The organism is Ramlibacter montanisoli, assembly GCF_013087525.1.
GTDB classification, from domain to species: domain Bacteria; phylum Pseudomonadota; class Gammaproteobacteria; order Burkholderiales; family Burkholderiaceae_C; genus Ramlibacter; species Ramlibacter montanisoli.
Window position 1 is genome coordinate 1373864 of sequence record NZ_JABFCS010000001.1, and the last position, 23235, is coordinate 1397098.

Annotated in this window: 16 protein-coding genes, 1 tRNA gene and 4 pseudogenes; 15 read left to right on the forward strand and 6 right to left on the reverse strand. The window is 68.0% G+C overall.

Translation table 11 applies throughout. From position 1 onward, the window contains the following. The first annotated feature begins 9 nt into the window (after nt 1-9). The 5 genes from HK415_RS27425 (at nt 10) to HK415_RS07050 (ending at nt 5890) form a co-directional block, all read left to right on the forward strand. The gene (locus HK415_RS27425) at nt 10-684 is read left to right on the forward strand and encodes a HAMP domain-containing protein (protein WP_216370073.1); all 675 of its coding nucleotides are present in this window, start codon (nt 10-12) and stop codon (nt 682-684) included. Then, nucleotides 651-3683, forward strand: a complete 3033-nt coding sequence (locus tag HK415_RS27430) for a response regulator (protein WP_216370074.1) — start codon at nt 651-653, stop codon at nt 3681-3683. Before HK415_RS27425 ends, HK415_RS27430 begins: the two co-directional genes overlap by 34 nt. Before the next feature lie 27 nt (nt 3684-3710). Next, on the forward strand, nt 3711-4781 hold the full coding sequence (locus tag HK415_RS07040; RefSeq protein WP_171557673.1) for a response regulator: 1071 nt from the start codon (nt 3711-3713) through the stop codon (nt 4779-4781). Then, complete coding sequence (locus HK415_RS07045) at nt 4721-5779, forward strand: hybrid sensor histidine kinase/response regulator (protein WP_171557676.1); 1059 nt, start codon at nt 4721-4723, stop codon at nt 5777-5779. The genes HK415_RS07040 and HK415_RS07045 overlap by 61 nt, the downstream gene beginning before the upstream one ends. Before the next feature lie 20 nt (nt 5780-5799). Beyond that, nucleotides 5800-5890 (forward strand) — tRNA-Ser (locus HK415_RS07050). Nucleotides 5891-5928: 38 nt separating this feature from the next. Here the strand turns inward: HK415_RS07050 and HK415_RS07055 are convergent. Continuing rightward, nucleotides 5929-6300 (reverse strand): hypothetical protein, encoded by a 372-nt coding sequence (locus HK415_RS07055; protein ID WP_171557678.1) that lies wholly within the window; start codon nt 6298-6300, stop codon nt 5929-5931. Between the two features lie 140 nt (nt 6301-6440). Here HK415_RS07055 and HK415_RS07060 point away from each other — a divergent pair, with 140 nt between their 5' ends. From HK415_RS07060 to HK415_RS07070, 3 genes are all read left to right on the forward strand, one after another. Then, nucleotides 6441-6893 (forward strand): DUF6173 family protein, encoded by a 453-nt coding sequence (locus HK415_RS07060; protein ID WP_171557680.1) that lies wholly within the window; start codon nt 6441-6443, stop codon nt 6891-6893. Nucleotides 6894-7115: 222 nt separating this feature from the next. Further along, the gene (locus HK415_RS07065) at nt 7116-8441 is read left to right on the forward strand and encodes a MerR family transcriptional regulator (RefSeq protein WP_216369748.1); all 1326 of its coding nucleotides are present in this window, start codon (nt 7116-7118) and stop codon (nt 8439-8441) included. Further along, a complete protein-coding gene (locus tag HK415_RS07070) occupies nt 8375-8626 on the forward strand; it encodes a hypothetical protein (protein WP_171557685.1) in 252 nt (83 codons plus the stop codon). Before HK415_RS07065 ends, HK415_RS07070 begins: the two co-directional genes overlap by 67 nt. A gap of 362 nt (nt 8627-8988) precedes the next feature. Here HK415_RS07070 and HK415_RS07075 read toward each other — a convergent pair. Both HK415_RS07075 and HK415_RS07080 read right to left on the reverse strand, forming a co-directional pair. Further along, nucleotides 8989-9973 (reverse strand): annotated as a pseudogene (locus tag HK415_RS07075) (SPFH domain-containing protein). Nucleotides 9974-9986: 13 nt separating this feature from the next. After that, complete coding sequence (locus tag HK415_RS07080; RefSeq protein WP_171557688.1) at nt 9987-10406, reverse strand: NfeD family protein; 420 nt, start codon at nt 10404-10406, stop codon at nt 9987-9989. Between the two features lie 113 nt (nt 10407-10519). Here HK415_RS07080 and HK415_RS07085 point away from each other — a divergent pair, with 113 nt between their 5' ends. Then, the gene (locus tag HK415_RS07085) at nt 10520-12784 is read left to right on the forward strand and encodes an arginine/lysine/ornithine decarboxylase (RefSeq protein WP_171557690.1); all 2265 of its coding nucleotides are present in this window, start codon (nt 10520-10522) and stop codon (nt 12782-12784) included. A 26-nt stretch (nt 12785-12810) separates the two neighbouring features. Here HK415_RS07085 and fabI read toward each other — a convergent pair. Further along, a pseudogene (fabI, locus tag HK415_RS07090) lies at nt 12811-13592 on the reverse strand (enoyl-ACP reductase FabI). Between the two features lie 37 nt (nt 13593-13629). Between fabI and HK415_RS07095 the strand changes: the two are divergent. The 4 genes and pseudogenes from HK415_RS07095 (at nt 13630) to HK415_RS07110 (ending at nt 19217) form a co-directional block, all read left to right on the forward strand. Continuing rightward, a pseudogene (locus HK415_RS07095) lies at nt 13630-15443 on the forward strand (extracellular solute-binding protein). Continuing rightward, nucleotides 15444-16466, forward strand: a complete 1023-nt coding sequence (locus tag HK415_RS07100) for a microcin C ABC transporter permease YejB (protein WP_171557692.1) — start codon at nt 15444-15446, stop codon at nt 16464-16466. It begins immediately after the preceding pseudogene. Nucleotides 16467-16563: 97 nt separating this feature from the next. Continuing rightward, nucleotides 16564-17595, forward strand: a complete 1032-nt coding sequence (locus HK415_RS07105; protein ID WP_171557694.1) for an ABC transporter permease — start codon at nt 16564-16566, stop codon at nt 17593-17595. Then, nucleotides 17595-19217: an ABC transporter ATP-binding protein gene (locus HK415_RS07110; protein WP_171557696.1), complete on the forward strand. Its 1623-nt coding sequence runs from the start codon at nt 17595-17597 to the stop codon at nt 19215-19217. The genes HK415_RS07105 and HK415_RS07110 overlap by 1 nt, the downstream gene beginning before the upstream one ends. Before the next feature lie 6 nt (nt 19218-19223). Here the strand turns inward: HK415_RS07110 and HK415_RS07115 are convergent, their stop codons facing one another. Together HK415_RS07115 and HK415_RS07120 are read right to left on the reverse strand one after the other, a co-directional pair. Next, on the reverse strand, nt 19224-19889 hold the full coding sequence (locus tag HK415_RS07115) for a hypothetical protein (protein WP_171557698.1): 666 nt from the start codon (nt 19887-19889) through the stop codon (nt 19224-19226). After that, a pseudogene (locus HK415_RS07120) lies at nt 19886-21293 on the reverse strand (selenium-binding protein SBP56-related protein). The gene HK415_RS07115 and the pseudogene HK415_RS07120 overlap by 4 nt, the downstream one beginning before the upstream one ends. A gap of 130 nt (nt 21294-21423) precedes the next feature. Between HK415_RS07120 and HK415_RS26200 the strand changes: the two are divergent. Both HK415_RS26200 and HK415_RS07130 read left to right on the forward strand, forming a co-directional pair. Continuing rightward, a complete protein-coding gene (locus tag HK415_RS26200; RefSeq protein WP_171557700.1) occupies nt 21424-22224 on the forward strand; it encodes a LytTR family transcriptional regulator in 801 nt (266 codons plus the stop codon). Between the two features lie 127 nt (nt 22225-22351). Continuing rightward, nucleotides 22352-23215 (forward strand): FAD binding domain-containing protein, encoded by an 864-nt coding sequence (locus HK415_RS07130; RefSeq protein ID WP_171557703.1) that lies wholly within the window; start codon nt 22352-22354, stop codon nt 23213-23215. Nucleotides 23216-23235: the final 20 nt, after the last annotated feature.

Genomic DNA, 23235 nt, shown 5'->3' on the forward strand with positions numbered 1-23235 from the left:
ATCAACACGATGGTGGACCAGCTGCGTTCCTTCGCCTCGGAAGTGACGCGGGTGGCGCGGGAGGTGGGCACCGAAGGCAAGCTGGGCGGCCAGGCCTACGTGCAGGGCGTGGCCGGCACCTGGAAGGACCTCACGGACAACGTGAACTTCATGGCCGGCAACCTGACCTCGCAGGTGCGCAACATCGCCGACGTGACCAAGGCGGTGGCGGCCGGCGACCTGTCCAAGAAGATCACGGTGGACGTGAAGGGCGAGATCTCGGAGCTGAAGATCACCATCAACACCATGGTGGACCAGCTCTCCTCCTTCGCCTCGGAAGTGACACGGGTGGCGCGCGAAGTGGGTACCGAAGGCAAGCTGGGCGGCCAGGCCTACGTGCAGGGCGTGGCCGGCACCTGGAAGGACCTCACCGACAACGTGAACTTCATGGCCGGCAACCTGACCTCGCAGGTGCGCGGCATCGCCAAGGTGGTGACCGCGGTGGCCAACGGCGACCTGGAACAGAAGCTGACCGTGGAAGCCAAGGGCGAGATCGCCTCGCTGGCCGACACCATCAACTCCATGACCGACACGCTCGCGACCTTCGCCGACCAGGTGACGACCGTGGCGCGCGAAGTGGGCGTGGAAGGCAAGCTGGGGGCCAGGCCAAGGTGCCGGGCGCCGCGGGCACCTGGAAGGGCCTGACGGAGAACGTGAACCAGCTGGCCGCCAACCTCACCACCCAGGTGCGGGCGATCGCCGAGGTGGCGACTGCCGTGACGCAGGGTGACCTGACCCGCTCCATCACGGTGGAAGCGCAGGGCGAAGTGGCCGCGCTCAAGGACACCATCAACGAGATGATCCGCAACCTGCGCGACACCACGCAGGTGAACACCGAGCAGGACTGGCTGAAGACCAACCTGGCCAAGTTCTCGCGGATGCTGCAGGGCCAGCGCGACCTGGTCGCGGTGGGCCACCTGATCCTGTCCGAGCTGGCGCCCGTGGTGGGCGCCCAGCAGGCGGAGTTCTACGTGCTGCGCTACACGGCGGAACAGCCCAAGCTGCGCCTGATGGCGTCGTATGCCTCGGACGGCCACGGCGCCTACGGCAAGGAGGTCGACCTGGGGCAGGGCCTCGTGGGCCAGGCGGCCTTTGACAAGAAGAAGATCATGCTGACCTCCAGCTTCCCGGAGACCCTGAAGATCGTCTCGGGCCTGACGGAGACCGCGCCGCTGAACGTGCTGGTGCTGCCCATCATCTTCGAAGGCCAGGTGCGGGGCGTGATCGAGCTGGCCTCGGTCGAGCGCTTCAACCCGACCCACCAGGCCTTCCTGGACCAGCTGACGGAATCGATCGGCATCGTGATCAACACGATCGAGGCCAACATGCGGACCGAAGACCTGCTGGCGCAGTCGCAGTCGCTGGCGCAGGAACTGCAGTCCCGCCAGGAAGAACTGCAGCAGACCAACGAGGAACTGCAGGAGAAGGCCCGCCTGCTGGCGCACCAGAACCAGGAGGTGGAGCGCAAGAACGCGGAAGTGGAACAGGCCCGCCAGGCGCTGGAGGAAAAGGCCAAGCAGCTGGCCCTGACCTCCAAGTACAAGTCGGAGTTCCTGGCCAACATGTCCCACGAGCTGCGCACGCCGCTGAACTCGCTGCTGATCCTGTCGGACCAGCTGTGCAAGAACCCCGAAGGCAACCTCACGCCCAAGCAGGTGGAGTTCGCCAAGACGATCCACTCGTCCGGCAACGACCTGCTGATGCTGATCAACGACATCCTGGACCTGTCCAAGATCGAGTCCGGCACGGTGGTGGTGGACGTCAACGAGCTGCGCCTTTCGGACCTGCAGCTGTACGTGGAGCGCACCTTCCGCCACGTGGCAGAGGCCAAGAACGTGGACTTCACCGTGCGCACCGGCCTGAACCTGCCGGCGTCGATGGTCACGGACGCCAAGCGCCTGCAGCAGATCCTGAAGAACCTGCTGTCCAACGCCTTCAAGTTCACGCACCAGGGCCACGTCACGCTGACGGTGGAGGAGGTGTTCGCGGGCTGGAGCAACGACAACGAGGACCTGAACCGCGCCCAGCAGGTGATCGCCTTCTCGGTGTCGGACACCGGCATCGGCATCTCGCCCGACAAGCAGCAGATCATCTTCGAGGCCTTCCAGCAGGCCGACGGTTCCACCAGCCGCAAGTACGGCGGCACCGGCCTGGGCCTGGCGATTTCCCGCGAGCTGTCCAAGCTGCTCGGTGGCGAGATCCGCCTGGTGTCCGCGCCGGGGCAGGGCTCCACCTTCACCCTGTACCTGCCGCTGGTCTACATGGCCACGCGCACGGCCCGCCGCATCAGCTCGGACTTCCGCGGCGACCCGACCGTCTCGCCCATGCCCAAGCGCCTGCCCGCCCCGCCGCAGCAGCAGTCCGCGGCCGTCGCCGAGGAGCAGCTGGTGGAGGACGCCGAGGACGTGCCGGCGGAAGGCGAGGAGGCCGTGGCCGCCGACAACCTGGCGAATGACGACCGCGAGAACATCCACCAGGGCGACCTGGTGCTGCTGATCGTGGAGAACGACCTGGCCTTCGCGCGCTTCCTGCTCGATGCCGCCCGCAACAAGGGCTTCAAGGGCCTGGTGACCACGGTGGGCGCCGGGGCGCTGACGCTGGCGAACCAGCACAAGCCCTCGGCGGTGACGCTGGACATGCACCTGCCGGACATGGCCGGCTGGCGCGTGCTCGACCGCATGAAGCACGACCTGGCCCTGCGCCACGTGCCGGTGTGCGTGATCTCCACCGACGACAGCAAGGACCGCGCCTTCAAGTCCGGAGCGCTGGCCTTCCTCGAGAAGCCGATCCGCTCCAAGGAGGTGCTGGACGGGATGCTCGAGAGGCTGCACGACTACGTCTCGCGCAACGAGAAGAGCCTGCTGGTGGCGCTGGAGGACCAGGTCGCCCGCATCGAACTGCTGGCCCAGGTCGAAGGCGAGCAGATCGACGTGACCGTGGTGGCGTCCGCCCAGCAACTGCAGCAGGCGCTGGACGAGGGCCGCTTCGACGCCGTCGTGCTGGAGGACGGCTTCGGCGGCGTCGACCCGCGCGAATACCGCCGCGCCATCGCGGGGCAGGCGAGCATCGGCCCGGTGCCGCTGGTCCTCTACCGCGGCGAGGAGGGCGCCCGCCACACCTGGCATTCGGACGAGGGCATCACGGTGCAGGAAGTGCACGGCGGCGCGCGCCTGTTCGACGCGGCGCTGATCGCGCTGCACCGCAGCCTGGCCCGGCTGCCCGAGGTCAAGCGCAACGTGATCGACAACGTCTACGAGTCCGCCAAGCCGCTCGCCGGCAAGCGCGTGCTCATCGTTGACGACGACATGCGCAACATCTTCGCGCTGGCGACCGTGCTGGAAGAGCACGGCATGGACATCGTCTGGGCCGACAACGGCCGCGAAGCCATCAACCGGGTGGCCAACGACCCGGGCATCCAGGTCGTGCTCATGGACATCATGATGCCGGAGATGGACGGCATGGCGACCATGAAGGAGATCCGCAAGCTCCCGCAAGGCCGCAACCTGCCTATGATTGCGGTCACCGCGAAGGCGATGAAGGGAGACCGCGAGAAGTGCATCGAGGCAGGGGCCTGGGATTACCTGGCCAAGCCGGTGAACACGCCGGACCTGCTCGCAGTGCTGCGCGCGTGGCTGCATCAGTAGGCAGGAAAAAAGCAGTAAGGAGAATTGGTGACGAGCACTGCGACGACGCAGGAGGCCCCGGAAAAGGTCAACATCCTGGTGGTGGACGACTTGCCGGAGAAGCATGTCGTCTTCCGCACGGTCCTGGACGAACTGGACCAGAACATCGTCAGCGCCCGGTCCGGGCAGGAAGCCCTGAAGTTCATCCTCGAGATGGAGTTCGCGGTGATCCTGCTCGACGTCAACATGCCCGACATCGACGGCCTGGAGACGGCCAGCCTGATCCGGCAGTACAAGAAATCGGCCCAGACGCCGATCGTCTTCATCACCGCCTACGTGGACGAACTCCAGGCGCGGCGCGGCTACGCGCTGGGCGCGGTGGACTACATCCCCTCGCCGGTGGTGCCGGAGGTGCTGCGCTCCAAGGTGCGCGTGTTCGTGGAGCTGTTCCGCATGAACCGCCAGCTGCAGAAGCAGGCGGCGCAGCGGGAGGCGCTGGCGCGCTCGGAAGCGGCGCGGGCGGCGGCCGAAGACGCGATCCACCGCGCGGACTTCCTGGCCGATGCCAGCCAGGTGCTGTCCAAGTCGCTGCACATGGACGACACCATCGCGGCCATCCTGTCGCTGTGCGTGCCCATGCTGGGCGACCGCGCCATCCTGGGCATCCCCGACAAGGAAGGCGGCGTGCGGCGGCTGGAGATGCATCCGGCCCCGCGGGCGGACGACGAAGAAGTCTTCACGGCGGAACTGCGCAGCGCGGCCGACCAGGTGATCCGCCACAAGCAGTTCAACCTCGTGAGCCTGGGCAGCCGGGTCGCGGCGATCTGCCCGCTGATGGCCGGCGACGAGATCCGCGGCGCGCTCGCGCTGCTGGCCGACGCCAGCCATTTCGACTCGCCCCGCATCGCGCTGATCCGCGAATTCGCCGGCCGCGCCTCCATCGCCATGGAGAACGCGCGCCTGTATTCGGCGGTGCAGGAAGCGGATCGCCGCAAGAACGAATTCCTGGCCATGCTGGCGCATGAACTGCGCAACCCCTGGCTCCCATCCGCAACGCGGTGCACATCCTGGCCAGCGCCGAGTCGCTGCCGCCCAAGCTGGGTTGGGCGCGGGACGTGATCGGGCGGCAGGCCGACCACATGTCTCGGCTGATCGACGACCTGCTGGATGTCTCGCGCATCGTGCAGGGCAAGGTGGCCGTCAAGCCGGAGAAACTGCAGCTGACGACGCTGATCGAGCGGTCGGTGGAGGCGAGCGCCCCGCGGCTGGCCGCGCGCGACCAGGTGCTGGACGTCGTGCTGCCCCAGGAGTGCATCGAGCTCGATGGCGATTCGGTGCGGCTGTCGCAGGTGCTGTCCAACCTGATCAACAACGCCTGCAAGTTCTCCCCGGTCAAGAGCCGGATCCGGCTGGAGGCGCAGTACGGGGAAGGCGAGCTCACGATCCGCGTCAAGGACGAGGGTGCCGGCATCTCGCCCGAATTCCTGCCCCACATGTTCGACCTGTTCGCGCAGGCCGACCAGTCGCTGGACCGCTCCCAGGGCGGCCTGGGCATCGGCCTGACGCTCGTCAAGCACCTGGTGGAACTGCACGGCGGCCGGGTCTGGGCCAGCAGCGAAGGCCTGGGGAAGGGCGCCGAGGTCAACCTCGCGCTGCCGGCGCACGTGGGAACGGCGGCTCCCGAGCCGCTGCCCAGCGTCACGCACAGGCCGGTGCCCTCGCAGGGTGCGGCCTCGCGCATCCTGGTGGTGGACGACCTGCAGGCTTCGGCCGAGACGCTGATGACGCTGCTGGAGATGGAGGGCTTCCAGGTGCGCGTGGCGCACGAGGGGCAGGAGGCGCTGGCCATCGCGCGCGAGTTCAAGCCGCACGTGGTGCTGCTGGACATCGGGCTGCCGGGCATGAACGGCTTCGAGGTCGCCCACGGCCTGCGCCGGCAGCCGGAATCGCAGGACGCGCTGCTGATCGCGCTCACCGGCTACGGCGAGGCGGAGAGCCGCTCGCGTTCCGCGCAGGCGGGCTTCGACTTCCACATGGTCAAGCCCGCGGACGTGAACCTGCTGCTGTCGATGCTGGCCGATCCGGACGAGGCCCGCAAGGCCGCGGTGACGGCCTGAGCTACAATCGCAGGCTTGCTGGAGAGGTGGATGAGCGGTTTAAGTCGCACGCCTGGAAAGCGTGTGAGGGTTAATAGCCCTCCGCGGGTTCGAATCCCGCCCTCTCCGCCAGAAAAGAACATGACCCGCATTGCGCGGGTCTTGTTTTTTCAGCCGGCCTTGGTCCACACGGCGAGTGCCAGCACCACCAGCCCGATCGCCGCTGCAGCGGCGTGACCCAGGATCAGCGGGATCGGCAGTTCCAGCCGTTCCCAGTGGTAGCGCAGGTTCAGCACCAGCCCTCCCAGCACCGCCGCGAGCAGCAGCACCAGGCCGATCCAGCCGCTTCCCGGCAGGCCGGCGGTGAAGGCCACGTACAGGACCAGCGTCAGGCCCGACGCGGCCAGCAGGCCGTGGACCATGGTGATCAGGGTCGGCGGATGCGGCCGGCCGCTGAAGCGCATGCCGGCCATCAGCAGGCCGCCCAGCGCCGTGACGGCGAGCAGGATGACGGCGGTGCGAAGCATGGTTTGCACATCCATGGTGTTTCTCCTTGTTGTCGACGGTGTGGACCTTGCCATAGACGCCGCGGCCGGGCAGGGCGTTCCCGCCGGACGGGGACCGTCCTACCGGCGCGCGCCCGGCCACTGCCTAGCATGGGAAAGGCAGCGCGCGAACCACCATGTCCGACGAACTCGAACCGCCCCTGACCGAGGAAGCCCTCTGCCGGCTCAGCGCCCTGGTGGCGCCGCTGCCTGCGACGCTGCCGCGTCCGGAGGACCATGCCGGCAACCCGGCGCGCTGGATGTTCGAGCGGCTGGCCACCTACATCCGCCAGTTCGAGAGCCGGCTGGACGAGGAGCACGAGATCGGTGCCCGGCTGGTGTCCTTCGGCGCGAACCTCACCTTCCACATCGAGGACATGGGCTACTTCGGCCCGGACATGATCGTGTTCTACGGCAAGAACGACAAGGGCGAGCCGGTGCAGCTGATCCAGCACACCTCGCAGCTGAACGTGCTGCTGGTGGCCGTGCGCAAGCAGGAACTGCGGGCCCGCCGGATCGGGTTCATCCTCGACGAGGGCGACAAGGGCATCGTCAAGACGGAGCCGCAACAACTGTCCAAGCATATTTAGACAGTTAGTTGGACAGTTGGCAGATTTAGACAATTAGCGCAATCAATTGGACAGACGCCGAGACACTGTCTACGGACGGCTGGGCCAGCTGCTCTCCTCCGAACGCCAACCAAAGCTTAGGTGTTTACCCGGCTTTATGTTGTTCTGTCCAAACTATCGTCGTCTGGACTGTTGACACCCTGTCCAGGCAGAGCTACCTTCTGTCTATACAGTTACACAGAGGTGCTCTTGCTCACAAGCAAGGAGATCATCGAGAGGACCGGCATCTCGCGTGCCACTCTCAACAACTACATCGCCAGCGGCCTCGTGCCGCGGCCCCAGGTCCTGCCGCCCGGACCGGAGCATGGCGCTGCGCCTCGCATCGGCTACTTCCCCGATGACACCATCGCCCGCGTGGAGGCGATCCAGCGCCTCAAGCGCGAAGGCTGGAGCATCGCCCGCATCGTGGAGCACCTGGCCGCGCACCCGCCGGCACAAGGGCCGGCGCCGGCACCGACTCCCGCGCCCGCGCCGCCGCCCCACGTAGCCCCGGCCCCGGAGCCCGCCGCCAGCGCCGCGCGCGTCCCCACCACGCTGCAGGACTCCCTGAGCCTGCCGGTGGCGCAGCTTGCGCATCCGGCCTTCCTGGTCAACGATTCCTTCCGCATCGTCTGGGCCAACGGGCTGGCGCGCACCGATGCGCTGTCGCCGCTGGCGCACCGCTCCGCCGTGGAGGGCAGCAGCGTCTTCAGCCAGCTGCTCGGCGTGGACGAGGCCCGCGGCGGCGATGCCATCCTGCGCTTCCTGCTGCGCGTCGCGCAGGGCCGCGGCGTCCCGCCCTCCAGCCTGTTCCGCGACCTTCCGCCCAGCGACGCGGCGCGCCTGCAACGCCTGTTCGACGAGGCTCGGCAGGCCGAACCGGGCCTGGTCATGCAGGCGAGCATCCCGGCCGGCGGCGGGCTGCCGGCGCGCTGGGTCTATGCCGTGCAGTTCCGCGAAGGCGTGCTGTTCGCGTTCGCGCCGCAGCAGCCTGGCGATGCCCAGGCGCCTCTCGCATCGGCGCGCCCCGCGCCGGTGGTCACGCCGGTCGCCGTGCTGGTGGGCACGCTGCAGGACGCCAGCGGGCTGTGGGTCAAGCTCACCGCCCAGGAATATTTCGAGCTGCTCAACGAGATCTGGGCCGAGCTCGATCGGATCTTCCGCCGCCATCGCGGCCGCGCCGGCGCGCAGGGCGGCGAACTGCTGGTCTGCTACTTCCTGCCGCAGGCGGACAGCAGCTACCTGTGGAACGCCCTGGCCGCCGCGCACCAGACGCGCGACGCGATGCGCCAGGTGTCGCACCGCTGGCAGGTGCGCAAGGGCTGGGACGTCGAGCTGTGCGTCAACACGGGCATCGACGAAGGACAGGAGTGGATGGGCGTCGTGGGAGCGACGGGGGAGGGGCGCTCCGCGTGGTCGGCGACACCGCCGATCACGCGGAGCAGCTTTCTCGCGTCAGCCGCATGGGCGCCATCCTGGTCACCCGCAGCCTGCTCGGCAAGCTGCCGCCGGACGACCGGCACCGCCTGAAATTCGGTGTGCCGCGCCTGGAAGGTGCGCGCGGCGAAGCGCCGGTGCTCTTCACCTTCGCCAGGCTCGGCGACATGGCTGCACCCCACCCGGTTCCGGCGCGCTTCGCCGAACTGGCGGTCGCCGAGCTCCTGGACCTGAACAACCCCACGAACGCGAACCCCAGCCCCCGAGATGCCGGCTGATCGAAAAAGGATTCCCCCATGCGCTGGTTCAAGACCAAAGACCTGAGGAGCAGCATCTACGCGATGTTCAGCGTCAGCACGGCCAGGCCGCGGGTGGACGACCCGGCGACCATGGACCAGATCCGGGAGGCCATGCTGGCGCTGACGGAGCACGACCCGGGGAGCGTGCCGCCGGCCTGGCGCGCCGCATCCGCTATGCGACGGAGCTGCAGGCGCTGTGGTTCATGCGGGGGAGATCATGCAACTGCTGTCACGCACGCACGGGGAGATGGGCGCGCGCGAGCGGATCGACGAGCTCAGTTTCCTGTTCGCCGACCTGCTGCCCAGCGGGCTGCGCTCGCGTCCCAGCCCCTGAACGCCCCTTACCGCAACTCGCGGCCCCACTCCGACGACACCTGAGGCGCCGGTGCGGGCGCGGCGGCCGGCGTGACCGGGTTGCCCCGCACGCTCGAAATCATCTTCATCGCCGAAGCGATCAGCCCCGAGACCTCGCTCATGTTGGCCGGGATCACCAGGGTGGTGGTCGCGTCCTCCGCCACCTTGCCGAAGGCATCCACGGCGCGTTCCGCCACCTTCAGTTGCACGGCCTGCTCGCCGCCCGGCTGGCGGATCGCCTCCGCCACCTTGCGGATGGCCTCGGCGGTGGCGTCGGCCACGGCGATGATTGCCGCCGCCTCGCCCTGGGCCTTGTTGATCTCGGCCTGCTTCTCGCCTTCCGAACGGGCGATGAAGGCCTCGCGCTCGCCGGTGGCGATGTTGATCTGCTCCTGGCGGCGGCCTTCGGAGGCCGCGATCAGGGCGCGCTTTTCCCGCTCCGCGGTGATCTGCGCCTGCATGGCATGCAGGATCTCCTTGGGCGGGGTCAGGTCCTTGATCTCGTAGCGCAGCACCTTCACGCCCCAGTTCAGCGCCGCCTCGTCGATGGCCTGCACGACCTGCGCGTTGATGATGTCGCGTTCCTCGAAGGTCTTGTCCAGTTCCAGCTTGCCGATCACGCTGCGCAGCGAAGTCTGGGCCAGCTGGGTGACGGCCACGATGTAATTAGAGCTTCCGTAGCTGGCGCGCGTCGGATCCGTGACCTGAAAATACAAAATTCCATCAACCTGCAAGCTGGGTGTTGTCGCGCGTGATGCAGACCTGGCTGGGCACGTCCAGCGGGATCTCCTTCAGGCTGTGCTTGTAGGCGACGCGGTCGATGAAGGGGATGATGATGCTCAGGCCCGGGGTGAGGGTGGCGTGGTATTTCCCCAGCCGCTCCACCACCCAGGCGTTCTGCTGCGGCACCACCCGGATGCCCTTGGCGATGAAGATGCCGACGATGACGACCAGGACCAGCGCGATTTCCATTTCTTCTTCCTCCTCAGATCTTTTCCAGCACCAGCCGGCTGCCGTCCACCTGGCGCACCCGGTGCGTTCCGGTGCCTTGGGGCGTGCCTTCGGCCGGCACGGCCGTCCAGGTCGTGCCGCGGTAGCGGACGGTGCAGGTGTTGTCGGCGCTCCACGCTTCCACGTGGACATGCTCGCCGGCGTCGAAGTCCAGGTTCGCGCCGGCGGCAGCGGCTCCCTTGCCGCGCCCGCGCAGCACGTGCCAGCCGGCGACGGCCCCGCCGCCGATGACGGCGGCCACCACCAGCTGGGTGGCCAGCGAGGCGCCCGCGTGCGCGGCCAGCGCCGCCGCGGCCAGCCCGATGGCGAACATCAGCAGGTAAAAGGTGCCGGTCAGCAGTTCGGTAGCCACGGCCGCGCCGGCGAGCAGCCACCAGAGTGTGGAGTCAGCCATAAGTCCCCTTTGGGCGCATTGTGGGCGAAAAGTGCTGCAGTGCACGAACCGGGCGCTGCGGATTTCATACACTTCGCGCTTCGTTCGCGTTTATCGCCCCTGGACCGACCCGCATGAAGTTCCGCTTCCCCATCGTCATCATCGACGAAGACTACCGCTCGGAGAACACCTCCGGACTCGGCATCCGCGCGCTCGCGCAGGCCATCGAGGCCGAGGGCTTCGAGGTGCTGGGGGTCACCAGCTACGGCGACCTGTCGCAGTTCGCGCAGCAGCAAAGCCGCGCCAGCGCCTTCATCCTGTCGATCGACGACGAGGAGTTCACGCCCGGCCCCGACCTGGACCCGGCGGTCGTCCACCTGCGCGCCTTCATCACCGAGGTGCGGCGCAAGAACGCGGACGTGCCGCTCTATATCTACGGCGAAACCAAGACCTCGCAGCACCTGCCCAACGACATTCTGCGGGAGCTGCACGGCTTCATCCACATGTACGAGGACACGCCGGAGTTCATGGCGCGCCACATCATCCGGGAGGCCCGCGCCTACCTGGAAGGCATCCAGCCGCCGTTCTTCAAGGCGCTGCTCGATTACGCCGAGGACGGCTCCTACTCCTGGCACTGCCCCGGGCACTCCGGCGGCGTCGCCTTCCTGAAGTCGCCGGTGGGGCAGATGTTCCACCAGTTCTTCGGCGAGAACATGCTGCGGGCGGACGTCTGCAACGCGGTGGACGAACTGGGGCAGCTGCTGGACCACACCGGCCCGGTGGCGGCGTCCGAGCGCAACGCGGCGCGGATCTTCAACGCCGACCACTGCTTCTTCGTCACCAACGGCACCAGCACCTCCAACAAGATGGTCTGGCACCACGAGGTGGCGCCGGGCGACGTGGTGGTGGTGGACCGCAACTGCCACAAGTCCATCCTGCACTCGATCATCATGACCGGGGCCATCCCCGTGTTCCTGAAGCCGACGCGCAACCACTTCGGCATCATCGGCCCGATCCCGCAGAGCGAGTTCACGCCGGAAGCGATCAAGGCCAAGATCAAGGCCAACCCGCTGCTGGCGGGCGTGGACCCGGAGACGGTCAAGCCGCGCATCCTGACCCTGACCCAGTCGACCTACGACGGCGTCCTGTACAACACGGAAACCATCAAGGGCATGCTGGACGGCTACGTCGAGGCCCTGCACTTCGACGAGGCCTGGCTGCCGCACGCCTGCTTCCACCCCTTCTACGGCAGCTTCCACGCCATGGGCAAGAAGCGGGTGCGGCCGCAGAAGTCGCTGGTGTATTCCACCCAGTCGATCCACAAGCTGCTGGCGGGCATCAGCCAGGCCAGCCACGTGCTGGTGCAGGACGCCGAGGAGAACAAGCTGGACCGCCACCTGTTCAACGAGGCCTTCCTGATGCACACCTCCACCAGCCCGCAGTACGCCATCATCGCCAGCTGCGACGTGGCGGCGGCCATGATGGAGCCGCCCGGCGGCACCGCGCTGGTGGAAGAGTCCATCGTCGAGGCCCTGGACTTCCGCCGCGCCATGCGCAAGGTGGACCAGGAGTACGGCAAGGACTGGTGGTTCAAGGTCTGGGGCCCGGACAAGCTGGTGGACACGGGCATCGGCCGCGCCGACGACTGGATCATCAAGGGCGAGGCGCGCACCGCCAAGTGGCATGGCTTCGGCAACCTCGCCGAGGGCTTCAACATGCTGGACCCGATCAAGTCCACCATCGTCACGCCCGGCCTGGACCTGAACGGCAAGTTCGCCAAGACCGGCATCCCGGCCTCGATCGTCACCAAGTTCCTGGCGGAGCATGGCGTGATCGTGGAGAAGACCGGCCTCTACAGCTTCTTCATCCTGTTCACCATCGGCATCACCAAGGGCCGCTGGAACACGCTGCTGTCGGCGCTGCAGCAGTTCAAGGACGAATACGCCAAGAACCAGCCGATGTGGAAGATCCTGCCGGAGTTCTGCCAGCAGTTCCCGCGCTACGAACGCATGGGGCTGGCCGACCTGTGCCAGTATGTCCACGAGCTGTATGCCAAGTACGACATCGCGCGCCTGTCCACCGAGATCTACCTGAGCGACCTGCAGCCGGCCATGAAGCCGAGCGACGCCTTCGCGCACATCGCCCACCGCAAGACCGACCGGGTGGAGATCGACCACCTGGAAGGCCGCATCACCACCGCGCTGATCACGCCTTACCCGCCCGGCATCCCGCTGCTGATCCCCGGCGAGGTCTTCAACAAGAAGATCGTGGACTACCTGAAGTTCGCGCGGGCCTTCAACGAGGAGTGCCCGGGCTTCGAGACCGACATCCACGGCCTGGTGGCGGAGGAGGGGCCGGACGGCAAGCGGCGCTACTACGCCGATTGCGTGAAGGCATGAAGAAGGGGCCCGCGGGCCCCTTTTCCTTATTCCTCGACCGCGATCGCCGTCTGGCTGAAACCGCCGTCCACGTAGGTGATCTCGGCGGTCACCCCGCCGGCGAGGTCGCTCAGCAGGAAGGCGGCCACGTTGCCGACGTCCTCGATCGTGACGTTGCGGCGCAGGGGCGAGCCCTTCTCCACGATGGCCAGCAGCTTGCCGAAGTCCTTGATGCCGCTGGCCGCCAGGGTCTTGATCGGGCCGGCGCTGATGCCGTTGACCCGGATCCCCTTGGGACCGAGGTTGCCCGCCAGGTAGCGCACGGACGCCTCCAGGGCCGCCTTGGCCAGTCCCATGGTGTTGTAGTGCGGCACGATGCGCACGGCGCCCAGGTAGGACAGGGTCAGCAGGGCCGCCTTCTCGTTCAGGTAGGGCAGCGAGGCCTTGGCCATGGCCGGGAAGCTGTAGGCGCTGATGTCCTGGGCGATCCGGAAGGACTCGCGGGACAGGCCGTCCAGGAATTCCCCGGCGATCGCCTCCCGCGGGGCGAAGCCGATGCTGTGGACGAAGCCGTCGAACTTCGGCCAGGTGGCCGAGAGGTCCTTGAACAGCTTGTCGATCTGTGCGTCGTCGCCGACGTCGCAGTCGAACACGAGGGTGGAGCCGAACTCGGCGGCGAATTCGACGATGCGGTCCTTGAACCGCTCGCCCACGTAGCTGAAGGCCAGCTCGCGCCTTGCTCGTGGCAAGCCCGGGCTATGCCGTAGGCGATGGAACGGTTCGACAGCACGCCGGTGATCAACAATTTCTTGCCAGACAGGAAGCCCATGGGTCTCTCATTTGAAAAAACTCGGCAGAATTGTCTCATGCGAGGTTTGCCGATATTGCTGGCCTGTGCCTTCTTCAGCCCGGCCGCCTGGGCTGCACACGGCTATGCGCTGTGGGGGGACATGAAATATCCCCCGGTTTCCCCAATTTCGCCTACGTGAACCCGCAGGCGCCCAGGGGGAGAGCTGCGCCTGGTGAGCAACCTGCGGGTGTCCACCTTCGACAAGTACAACCCGTTCACCATCAAGGGCAACGCCCCGGCCTACCTGTCCGGCCTGATGTTCGACAGCCTGCTGGCCGGCGCGCTGGACGAGGTCGGCTCCGGCTACGGCCTGCTGGCCGAGGACGTCGAGGTGCCGCCCGACGGCCTGTCCGCCACCTTCCGCCTGCGCCGGGAGGCGCGTTTCCACAATGGCGACCCGGTGCTGGCCGCCGACGTCAAGCACTCCTTCGACATGCTGCTGGGGCCGCACGCCTCGCCCGGCTACAAGACGGCGCTGGAGGACCTGGCGGGCATCGACGTGGTGGACGAACGGACCATCCGCTTCCGCTTCAAGAAGCCGAACCGCGAGTTGCCCCTCACCGTGGGCGGCTTCCCGGTCTTCAGCCGCAAGTGGGGCATGGAGAACGGCAAGGCCAAGTCCTTCGACCAGGTGGTGATGGACCTGCCGATCGGCAGCGGCCCCTACAAGATCGGGCCGGTCAGCTTCGGCAAGGACATCACCTACGTGCGCGACCCGAACTACTGGGGGCGCGAGCTGAACGTGCGCCGGGGCAGTTCGAACTTCGACCGCATCACGGTCAAGATCTACAAGGACAACACCGCCAAGCTGGAAGCCCTGAAGGCTGGCGAGTTCGACCTGATGCGCTTCTTCTCCGCCGGTGACTGGGCGCGGCGCGTCAACGGCAAGCGCTTCAAGACCGGCGAGCTGGTCAAGGGCGAGTTCCGCCACAAGCTGCCCGCCGGCTTCCAGAGCTACACCCTGAACCTGCGCAACCCGAAGCTGCAGGACCTGCGGGTGCGGGAAGCGCTCGGCCTGGCGATGGACTACGAGTGGATGAACCGGCAGATGTTCTACAACTCGTACCAGCGGGTGCGCGGCCTGTTCATGAACACCGACTGCCAGGCCAACGGCATGCCCTCGCCGGAGGAACTGGCGTTGCTGGAGCCCTGGCGCGGCAAGATCCCGGATGCGGCCTTCGGCCCCATGTACGAGCCGCCGCGCACCGACCGCGAGGCGACTTTGCGCGACAACCTGCGCCGCGCGCGCGAGCTCTGAAGCAGGCCGGCTGGGAGGTACGCGACGGCGCGCTGCGCAACGCCAAGGGCGAGCCGCTGGTGATCGAATACCTCGATAGCAACGAAGGCGGCGCGCGAGTGGTCACGCCCTGGGCCCGCAACCTGGAGAAACTGGGCGTCACGCTCAGGTACCGGGCGGTGGACTTCGCGCTGTACCAGCAACGGCTGCAGAAGTTCGAGTTCGAGATCGTCACGCTGGCCTACCAGGGTACGCACACGCCGGGGCAGGACTACGTGGACCTGTTCGGCAGCAAGTCGGCGGACGTCGAGGCTTCCGGCAACCTCACCGGCGTGAAGAGCCCGGCGCTGGACGACCTGCTGGTGAAGATGACCAGCGCGAAGACCAAGGCCGAACTGCTGCCCGCCTGCCGCGCGCTCGAGCGCGTCGTGTCGCACATGCACATCCTGATCCCGCAGTGGACGGCGGGCACGCACCGCATCGCGTACAACGCCTGGCGGCTGCAGCCCACCGGCAGCATGCCGCCTTATGCTTCGGGCGAGGCCTGGGCCATCGACACCTGGTGGGCCCGCCCGCAGCAAGCAAACCACTGAATGGCTTCCTACATCCTCAAGCGGCTGCTGTTGATGCTGCCCACGCTGCTGGGCGTGCTGCTGATCACCTTCCTGGTCACCCAGTTCGTTCCGGGCGGGCCGGTGGAGCAGTACCTGGCCGAATCGCGCGCCGGCACCGGTGGCGAGGGCGGGGCCTTCAGCTACCGGGGCGGGCAGGGCGTCGACCCGAAGAAGCTGGAGCAGATCAAGGCGCTCTACGGCTTCGACAAGCCGGCGCACGAGCGCTTCTTCCAGATGCTGGGCCAGTACGCACGCTTCGACCTCGGGCGCAGTTTCTTCCAGAACAAGGACGTGTGGCAGTTGATCCGCGAGAAGCTGCCGGTGTCGATCACGCTGGGCCTGTGGACCTTCTTCATCAGCTACCTGATCGCGGTGCCGCTGGGCGTGGCCAAGGCGGTGCGGGCCGGCTCGCGCTTCGACCTGGTGACGACGCTGATCGTGCTCGTGGGCTATGCCATCCCCGGCTTCGTGCTGGGCGTGGCGCTGCTGGTGATCTTCGGCGGCCAGCTCGGATGGTTCCCGCTGCGCGGCCTGACCTCCGGCAACTTCGCGGAGCTGAGCGTCGCCGGCAAGGTGGTGGACTACCTCTGGCACATCGCGCTGCCGGTGCTGGCCATGGTGGTCGGCAGCTTCGCCGTGACCACCATGCTGACCAAGAACTCCTTCCTGGAGGAGATCCGCAAGCAATACGTGCTGACCGCCCGCGCCAAGGGCCTGGACGAGCGCCGGGTGCTGTGGAAGCACGTGTTCCGCAACGCGCTGATGCCGATCATCGCGGGCTTTCCGGCGGCCTTCCTGGGTGCCTTCTTCACGGGTTCACTGCTGATCGAGACGCTCTTTTCCCTCGACGGGCTCGGGCTCCTCAGTTACGAAAGCGTGATCCGACGGGACTATCCGGTGGTGCTTGGAACTCTCTATCTCTTCACTCTGATCGGCCTCCTGACCAAGCTGATGAGCGACCTCATGTACGTCTGGGTGGATCCGCGTGTCAAATTTGACTAGCCCCCGAAGCGGCCCTTGGCCGCCTCCCCTCCGAGGGGGCGCACCCAGCGGCCCGGCAAAGCCGGTTCCCCGGGTGCCCGCGAAGGGGGTCGATGGCTTGCCGGTCCACGTGTCGCCACGCGTGCGCGCCTGGCGCCGTTTCCGCAAGAACAGGCTCGGCTACTGGAGCCTGGTCCTGTTCCTGACGATGGTGATCCTCAGCCTGTTCGCCGAGGTGATCTCCAACGAGCGGCCGCTGGTGGTGCGCTACGACGGCCAGCTCTATTTCCCGATGGTGACCAGCTACCCGGAGACCACCTTCGGCGGCGACTTCCTGACCGAGACCGACTACCTCGACCCCTTTATCCGCCAGCAACTGGGCAAGGAGGGCAACTGGGCGCTCTACGCACCCAACCCCTATGGTCCCAAGACCCTGAACTACTTCGCCAAGGAGCCGAATCCCTCGAAGCCCACCCGCGACAACCTGCTCGGCACCGACGACCGCGGGCGCGACATGCTGGCGCAGTTGATCTACGGCTTCCGCCTGAGCGTGCTGTTCGCCCTGGCGCTGACCGCGGTGGGCGTTCTGATCGGCGTCATCACCGGCGCGATCCAGGGCTTCTTCGCCGGCAAGACCGACCTGGCCTTCCAGCGCTTCATCGAGATCTGGGACTCGATGCCGGAGCTGTACCTGCTGATCATCTTCAGCGCGGTGTTCGCGCCCAGCGTGGCGCTGCTGCTGATCCTGCTGTCCCTCTTCGGGTGGATGGGCCTGTCGCAGTACGTGCGCGCCGAGTTCCTGAAGAACCGGCAGATGGACTACGTGCGGGCAGCCAAGGCCCTGGGAGTGGGCAACGGCCGGATCATGTGGAAGCACATCCTGCCCAACAGCATGACCCCGGTCATCACCTTCCTGCCCTTCCGCATGAGCGCATCCATCCTGGCACTGACCTCGCTGGACTTCCTCGGCCTGGGCGTGCCGCCCGGGACACCCTCGCTCGGCGAGCTCCTGAGCCAGGGCAAGAACAACATCGACGCCTGGTGGATCTCGCTGTCCACCTTCGGCGTGCTGGTGATCACGCTGCTGCTCCTGACCTTCATGGGCGACGCGCTGCGCGATGCACTGGATCCGCGGAAGGCGGACACCTGATGAACGAACCCAACGTCGCCCTGCCGCCGCTGCTGGAGGTCAAGGACCTCCGGGTTTCCTTCGGCGGCAAGGAAGTGGTGCATGGCGCGGACTTCTCGATCGCCCCGGGCGAAAAGCTGGCGCTGGTGGGCGAGTCGGGCTCCGGCAAGACCGTCACGGCCCTGAGCCTCGTGCGCCTGGTCCACAACGCCCACATCACCGGTTCCGCGCGGCTGGCGCCGGCCAACGGCGGCGCGCCCATCGAGCTGCTGCAGGCTTCCGAACGCGAGCTGCTGGGCATCCGCGGCCGCGACATCGCGATGATCTTCCAGGAGCCGATGACGGCCCTGAACCCGGTCTACACCATCGGCGACCAGATCGCCGAGGTGCTGCAGGTCAAGCAAGGCCTGACGGCCAAGCAGGCCTGGGACGGCGCGGTCGAGGCGCTGGCGGCCACCGGCATCCCCGAACCCGCGCGGCGCGCCGCCACCTATCCGCACCAGCTTTCCGGCGGCCAGCGCCAGCGCGCCATGATCGCCATGGCACTGGCCTGCCGGCCGCGCCTGCTGCTCGCCGACGAGCCCACGACGGCGCTGGACGTGACCCTGCGCGGCCAGATCCTGGACCTGCTGGCCGACCTGCAGCGGCAGACCGGCATGGCCGTGCTGCTGATCACGCACGACCTGAACCTGGTGCGCCGCTTCGCCGACCGCGTCGCGGTGATGGAGGGCGGGCACCTGGTGGAGCAGGGCTCCGTGACCTCCGTGTTCCAGCAGCCGCAGCATCCCTACACCCGCAAGCTGATCGACAGCCGGCCGGCACGCGACGTGGACGATCCGCGCGGCACCGAGCCGGTGATGCGGGCCGAGGCGATGCGCGTGATCTACCCGGTACCGATTCCCGGCTTCAAGGGCTGGTTCCGCAAGGGCGAGTTCGTGGCGGTTCAGGGCGCGCAGTTCGAGGTGCCCCCGGGCGGCACGCTGGGCATCGTCGGCGAGTCCGGCTCGGGCAAGTCGACGATGGCACTGGCGGCGCTGGGACTGATCCCGCACAAGGGCCAGCTGGAGGTCGTCGTCGGCAAGCAGTGGGGACCGGACACCGCGTCCAACCGCGGCATCCGCCGGCTGGTGCAGGTGGTGTTCCAGGACCCCTTCTCCTCGCTGTCGCCGCGCATGACGGTGGAAGAGATCGTGGGCGAGGGCCTGCTGGTGCACGAACCGGCGCTCACCATGGACCAGCGCCGCGACCGCGTGCACCGCACGCTGGAGGAGGTGGGCCTGACCGAGGCCCAGTTCCCCGGCCTGCTGGGACGCTATCCGCACGAGTTCTCCGGCGGCCAGCGCCAGCGCCTGGCGATCGCGCGCGCGCTGATCGTCGAGCCGCAGTTGCTGGTGCTGGACGAACCCACCAGCGCGCTGGACGTCACCATCCAGCAGCAGGTGCTCAAGCTGCTGCAGCGGCTGCAGCGCGAACGCGGCCTGTCCTACCTCCTCATCACGCACGACGTCGATGTCATCTGGGCGATGGCGCATCGGGTGCTGGTGATGAAGGACGGCCGGGTGCTGGAATCGGGCACGGTCGAACAGGTGCTGCAACACCCGCAGGACCCGTACACGCGCACGCTGGTGGCGGCCGCCGCCTGAGCGGCCTCACAGTGCCATTGCGATGCCGGCCGCGCCGGCGACGACCAGGCTGGCGGCCCACAACCGGTCCAGGTTGAACCAGGCGCGCCGCAGGAACTGCAAGCCCAGCCAGCGGTAGACCGCCCAGGCCATCGCACCGCCGGCCAGCAGCATGGCCAGCGTGTGCGCCAGTGCGACGGCCAGCGCCGTTGCCAGGCTCGAACGGGCCAGCAGGTCCATGACGCCGGCGTGCGCGCGGGCCACTGCGCCTGCGCTGTCTTCGGGCGCGCACAGTCCCAGCATGAAGGGCACCAGCATCAGGCCGGCCCCGTGCGCGGTCGCCATCAGGAAGGACCACCAGGCCAGCCGCGCCGGCGGGATGCGCGCCAGCGCGCGGGGATGGCGCGGCGCCAGCAGCTTCAGCAGGCCGAACAGCAGCACCAGCGCCCCTGCACCGAGCCGGATCGCGTCGCTCCAGGCCACGTACCAGCCGAGCGCGGCCAGCGGCAGCAGCACCACCGCCATCGCCGCCAGGTGACCGCCGCCCAGCGGCAGCATGGTGGCCAGGACGGCGCCGGTGCGCCGCTCGGTCAGCCCGCTGGCCACCGCCAGCGGCCAGCCCATCGCCGGGTTGAGCCCATGGTAGAGGCCCAGGGCGACGATGGTCAGCCAGAGCGCCGCGGTGGCGCTCAAGCGGAGGGGTAGCAGAAGGAGTCGGTGGAGCAGTCGCCGCCCTGCAGCCGCACCTGGTGGGCGCCGTAGTCCCGCCCGAAGTCGACGAAGAACTCGCGATCCAGCTCCAGCCCGCCGTTGGCGCCGACCTTGCACATCGCCTGCACGCCGGGGATGCCGTCCGGGTAGAACTGCGCGTCCCAGCTGCTGTACAGCGAGTTGGTGAAGAACACCCGCTTGCCGTCGCGGCTGATCTCGGTCATCTGCGGCCCGCCGCCCGAAGGGCCGGCCGGTGGGGTGCGGCGCATGCTGCACGATGCCGCCGATGCGCACGCTGCCGGCCAGCTTGGGCTCCATCGGGTCGGTCACGTCGTACTGGCGCAGCTCGCCGGTGCCCCAGCAGGCCACGTAGAGGAAGCGGTCGTCCAGCGACAGGTCGATGTCGCTCACCAGCGGCGGCACCGCGCCGAAGCCCTTGAGCAGCGGCGGCAGCTTGTTGGCGGCGGCCGGCTCGGGCGGGATGGTCGCGGTCTTGCGCGCGTGGAAGCGCCCGTTCTCGCGGTACCAGGTCCAGACCGAGGCCTCCAGGTTGGTGGTGTCCACCACCACGCCGACGAAGCCGTACTCGCGCGTCGGGTCGTGGGCCGGCCGGATCTCCAGCGCCATCTGGTGGTTGGCGCCGAGGTCGATGGTCTGCACGTGCCGGCGCTCGCGCAGGTTCCAGAAGTGCAGGGCGTGGCCGTACTTGTTGGCCAGCAGGTCCTCGGCGACGATGCCGTTTTCGAACTGCGGCGGCAGCGCCCATTCGCTGGACACCATGTAGTCGCGCGGCAGGTTCCACCAGAAGTCGTAGTGCTTCTTCTGCGGGCCGCGGTCGATCTCCCAGCGCCCCAGCACCTCGAAGGTCTGGCAGTCCATGATGAAGATGCCGGGCGGCCCCTGGGTGCCGTCGGGCCCGGCTCCGCCGAGGGTGCTGACGTAGATGCCCTCCGGCCCGCAGTGCACGGTGTGCGGCCGGGAGTAGCCGGTCTTGCGCAGGATCTCCTCCGGCTCGATCGTCTTGATGAGCTTGGGGTCCGCCGGGTCGGGCTGGGTGTCGAACACGTAGACGCGCGAGGAGCGCATGCCGGGCACGACCAGGTAGCGGCGCTGCAGGAAGGCATGGCCGGTCAAGGGCGACAAGGCCGAGCTGCACGCGTTCCAGCCGAAGTGGTGCAGCTCGTCGCCGCGCTCGGGCAGGTCCACGCGCCGCAGCACGGAGGCATAGCGCGGCGACGAGGGATCGACGTCCACCACCGCCAGGGCATCGGGGCGGGAGCGGTCCGGCGACAGCAGCGCGGTGTAGGCGAGGCGTTCGGGTTCCGCCTCCATCGCCAGCCGCGGCGAGGGGTGGAAGGTCGGGTCGGGACGCAGGGTTTCGATCATGGGAGCTCCTCCGGCGCCGCATGCGCGGCGGGTGCTTCATAGTCGTCGCGCGCGCCGTAACTTCAAGCGCGGGATTGTGTGATTCCCTCGATTGCGCCGCGGCGGCAATCGGAGTAGCTTTGCTTCCCCCGTGAAGACCTGCCCCTTCAGCGCCGAGCCGCCCGCGCCTTCCAGCTCCTGGCTGTACCTGCTGGAACGCTTCGACGTGGGCGTGGTGCACATCGACCGCGAGCTGCGCGTGGTCGGCATGAACGACTTCGCCCGCCGCAGCCTGCCGGTGCAGGAGAAGCTGCCTTTCGGGAAGATCGTTACCACTTTCCATCCGGAGGCTGCGCGCGCCAAGCTGAAGTTCCTGCTCGGCCAGGCGGAGTGCCCGGTGAACAACGCGCCGCCCATGACGCTGATGATCAACATCCCGGACCGGGTGCTGCTCATCAAGGTGTCGAAGATGGGCGACGCGCAGGCGGCCACCATCGGCTACACGCTGGTGTTCTATGACATCACGGACGTCGTGAGCCACAAGGTCGAGGGCGCGCCCGCGCTCGGTGCGGAAGGCGTGGAGCGCCGGCGCCTGCGCAAGATCCCCACCATCAAGAAGAACCGGGTGCTGCTGGTGGACGTGCCCAGCGTGTCCTTCATCCGCTCCGAGGGCCACTACACCTGGGTGCACACCTCGCAGGGCAGCCAGTTCTGCAACCTGAACATCGGCGACCTGGAAAGCCGGCTCGACCCGCAGCTGTTCCTGCGGGTGCACCGCAGCTACATCGTCAACCTGTCGCAGGTGGACGAGATCGTGCGGGACGACGGCCGGATGACCCTGCGCATGATGGGGACCACGCCGGTGGACATCCCGGTGTCCCGCACCAGCGCGCCCCACTTGATGGAGCAGCTGGGGCTGGGCGACGGCGTGGCCCTTCCCACGCGCCCGTAAAGCGCCCTTTCGTGCAGCCCTGACGCCGTTCGTGCAGCCGGACGGCCGTTGGTTGCGCCAGCCGCTCGCGCCTTGCGGCTTTCCCTACAGTCCACCGCCCGGGCCCGTCCGGCCGAAGGAGACGCGCGTGATCCCCAGTGCCTTCGAATACCACGCCCCCACCAGCCTGCCCGACGCCATCGCGCTGCTCGGGCGCTACGGCGACGAGGCCAAGCTGCTGGCCGGCGGCCACAGCCTGCTGCCCATGATGAAGCTGCGCTTCGCCGCGCCTGCACACCTGATCGACCTGGGGCGCATCCCGGACCTGCGCGGAATCGACGAACACGGCGGCGAGGTCCACATCGGCGCCATGACCACCGAGAACGACATCGTCTGGTCGAAGCTGCTGGCCGAGAAGATTCCCTTGCTGGTGGAGGGCGCGCGCTGGATCGCCGACCCGCAGGTGCGCTACCGCGGCACGATCGGCGGCGACATCTCGCACGGCGACCCGGCCAACGACCACCCGGCCCTGATGCTGGCGCTGGACGCGTCCTTCGCGCTGCGCGGGCCGGGCGGCGAACGCATCGTCAAGGCGCAGGATTTCTTCCACGGGCTGTATGCCACCGAGTTGCTGCCGGGCGAGGTGCTGACGCGCATCCAGGTGCCGATCCCGGCGGCCGGCACCGGCTGGGCCTATGAAAAGCTCAAGCGAAAGATCGGCGACTTCGCCACCGCGGCGGCCGCCGTGCTGCTGGCCCTGGACCGCGGCCGCGTCGCTCGCGTGAGCATCGCGCTGACCAACGTCGGCGCCACGCCGCTGAGGGCGCGCGCGGCGGAGGCGGCACTGATCGGCCGCCCGCTCGACGAAGCGGCGCTGGCCGAGGCCGCGCGGCTGGCCATGGACATCTGCGATCCCGTCGCCGACCAGCGCGGCGACGCCGACTACAAGCGGGCGATGGCCGGGGAGATGACCCGGCGCGCCCTCCTCAAGGCGCAATCGCGCGCGGCCTGAGCCCGCGGAAACAAGGAGCG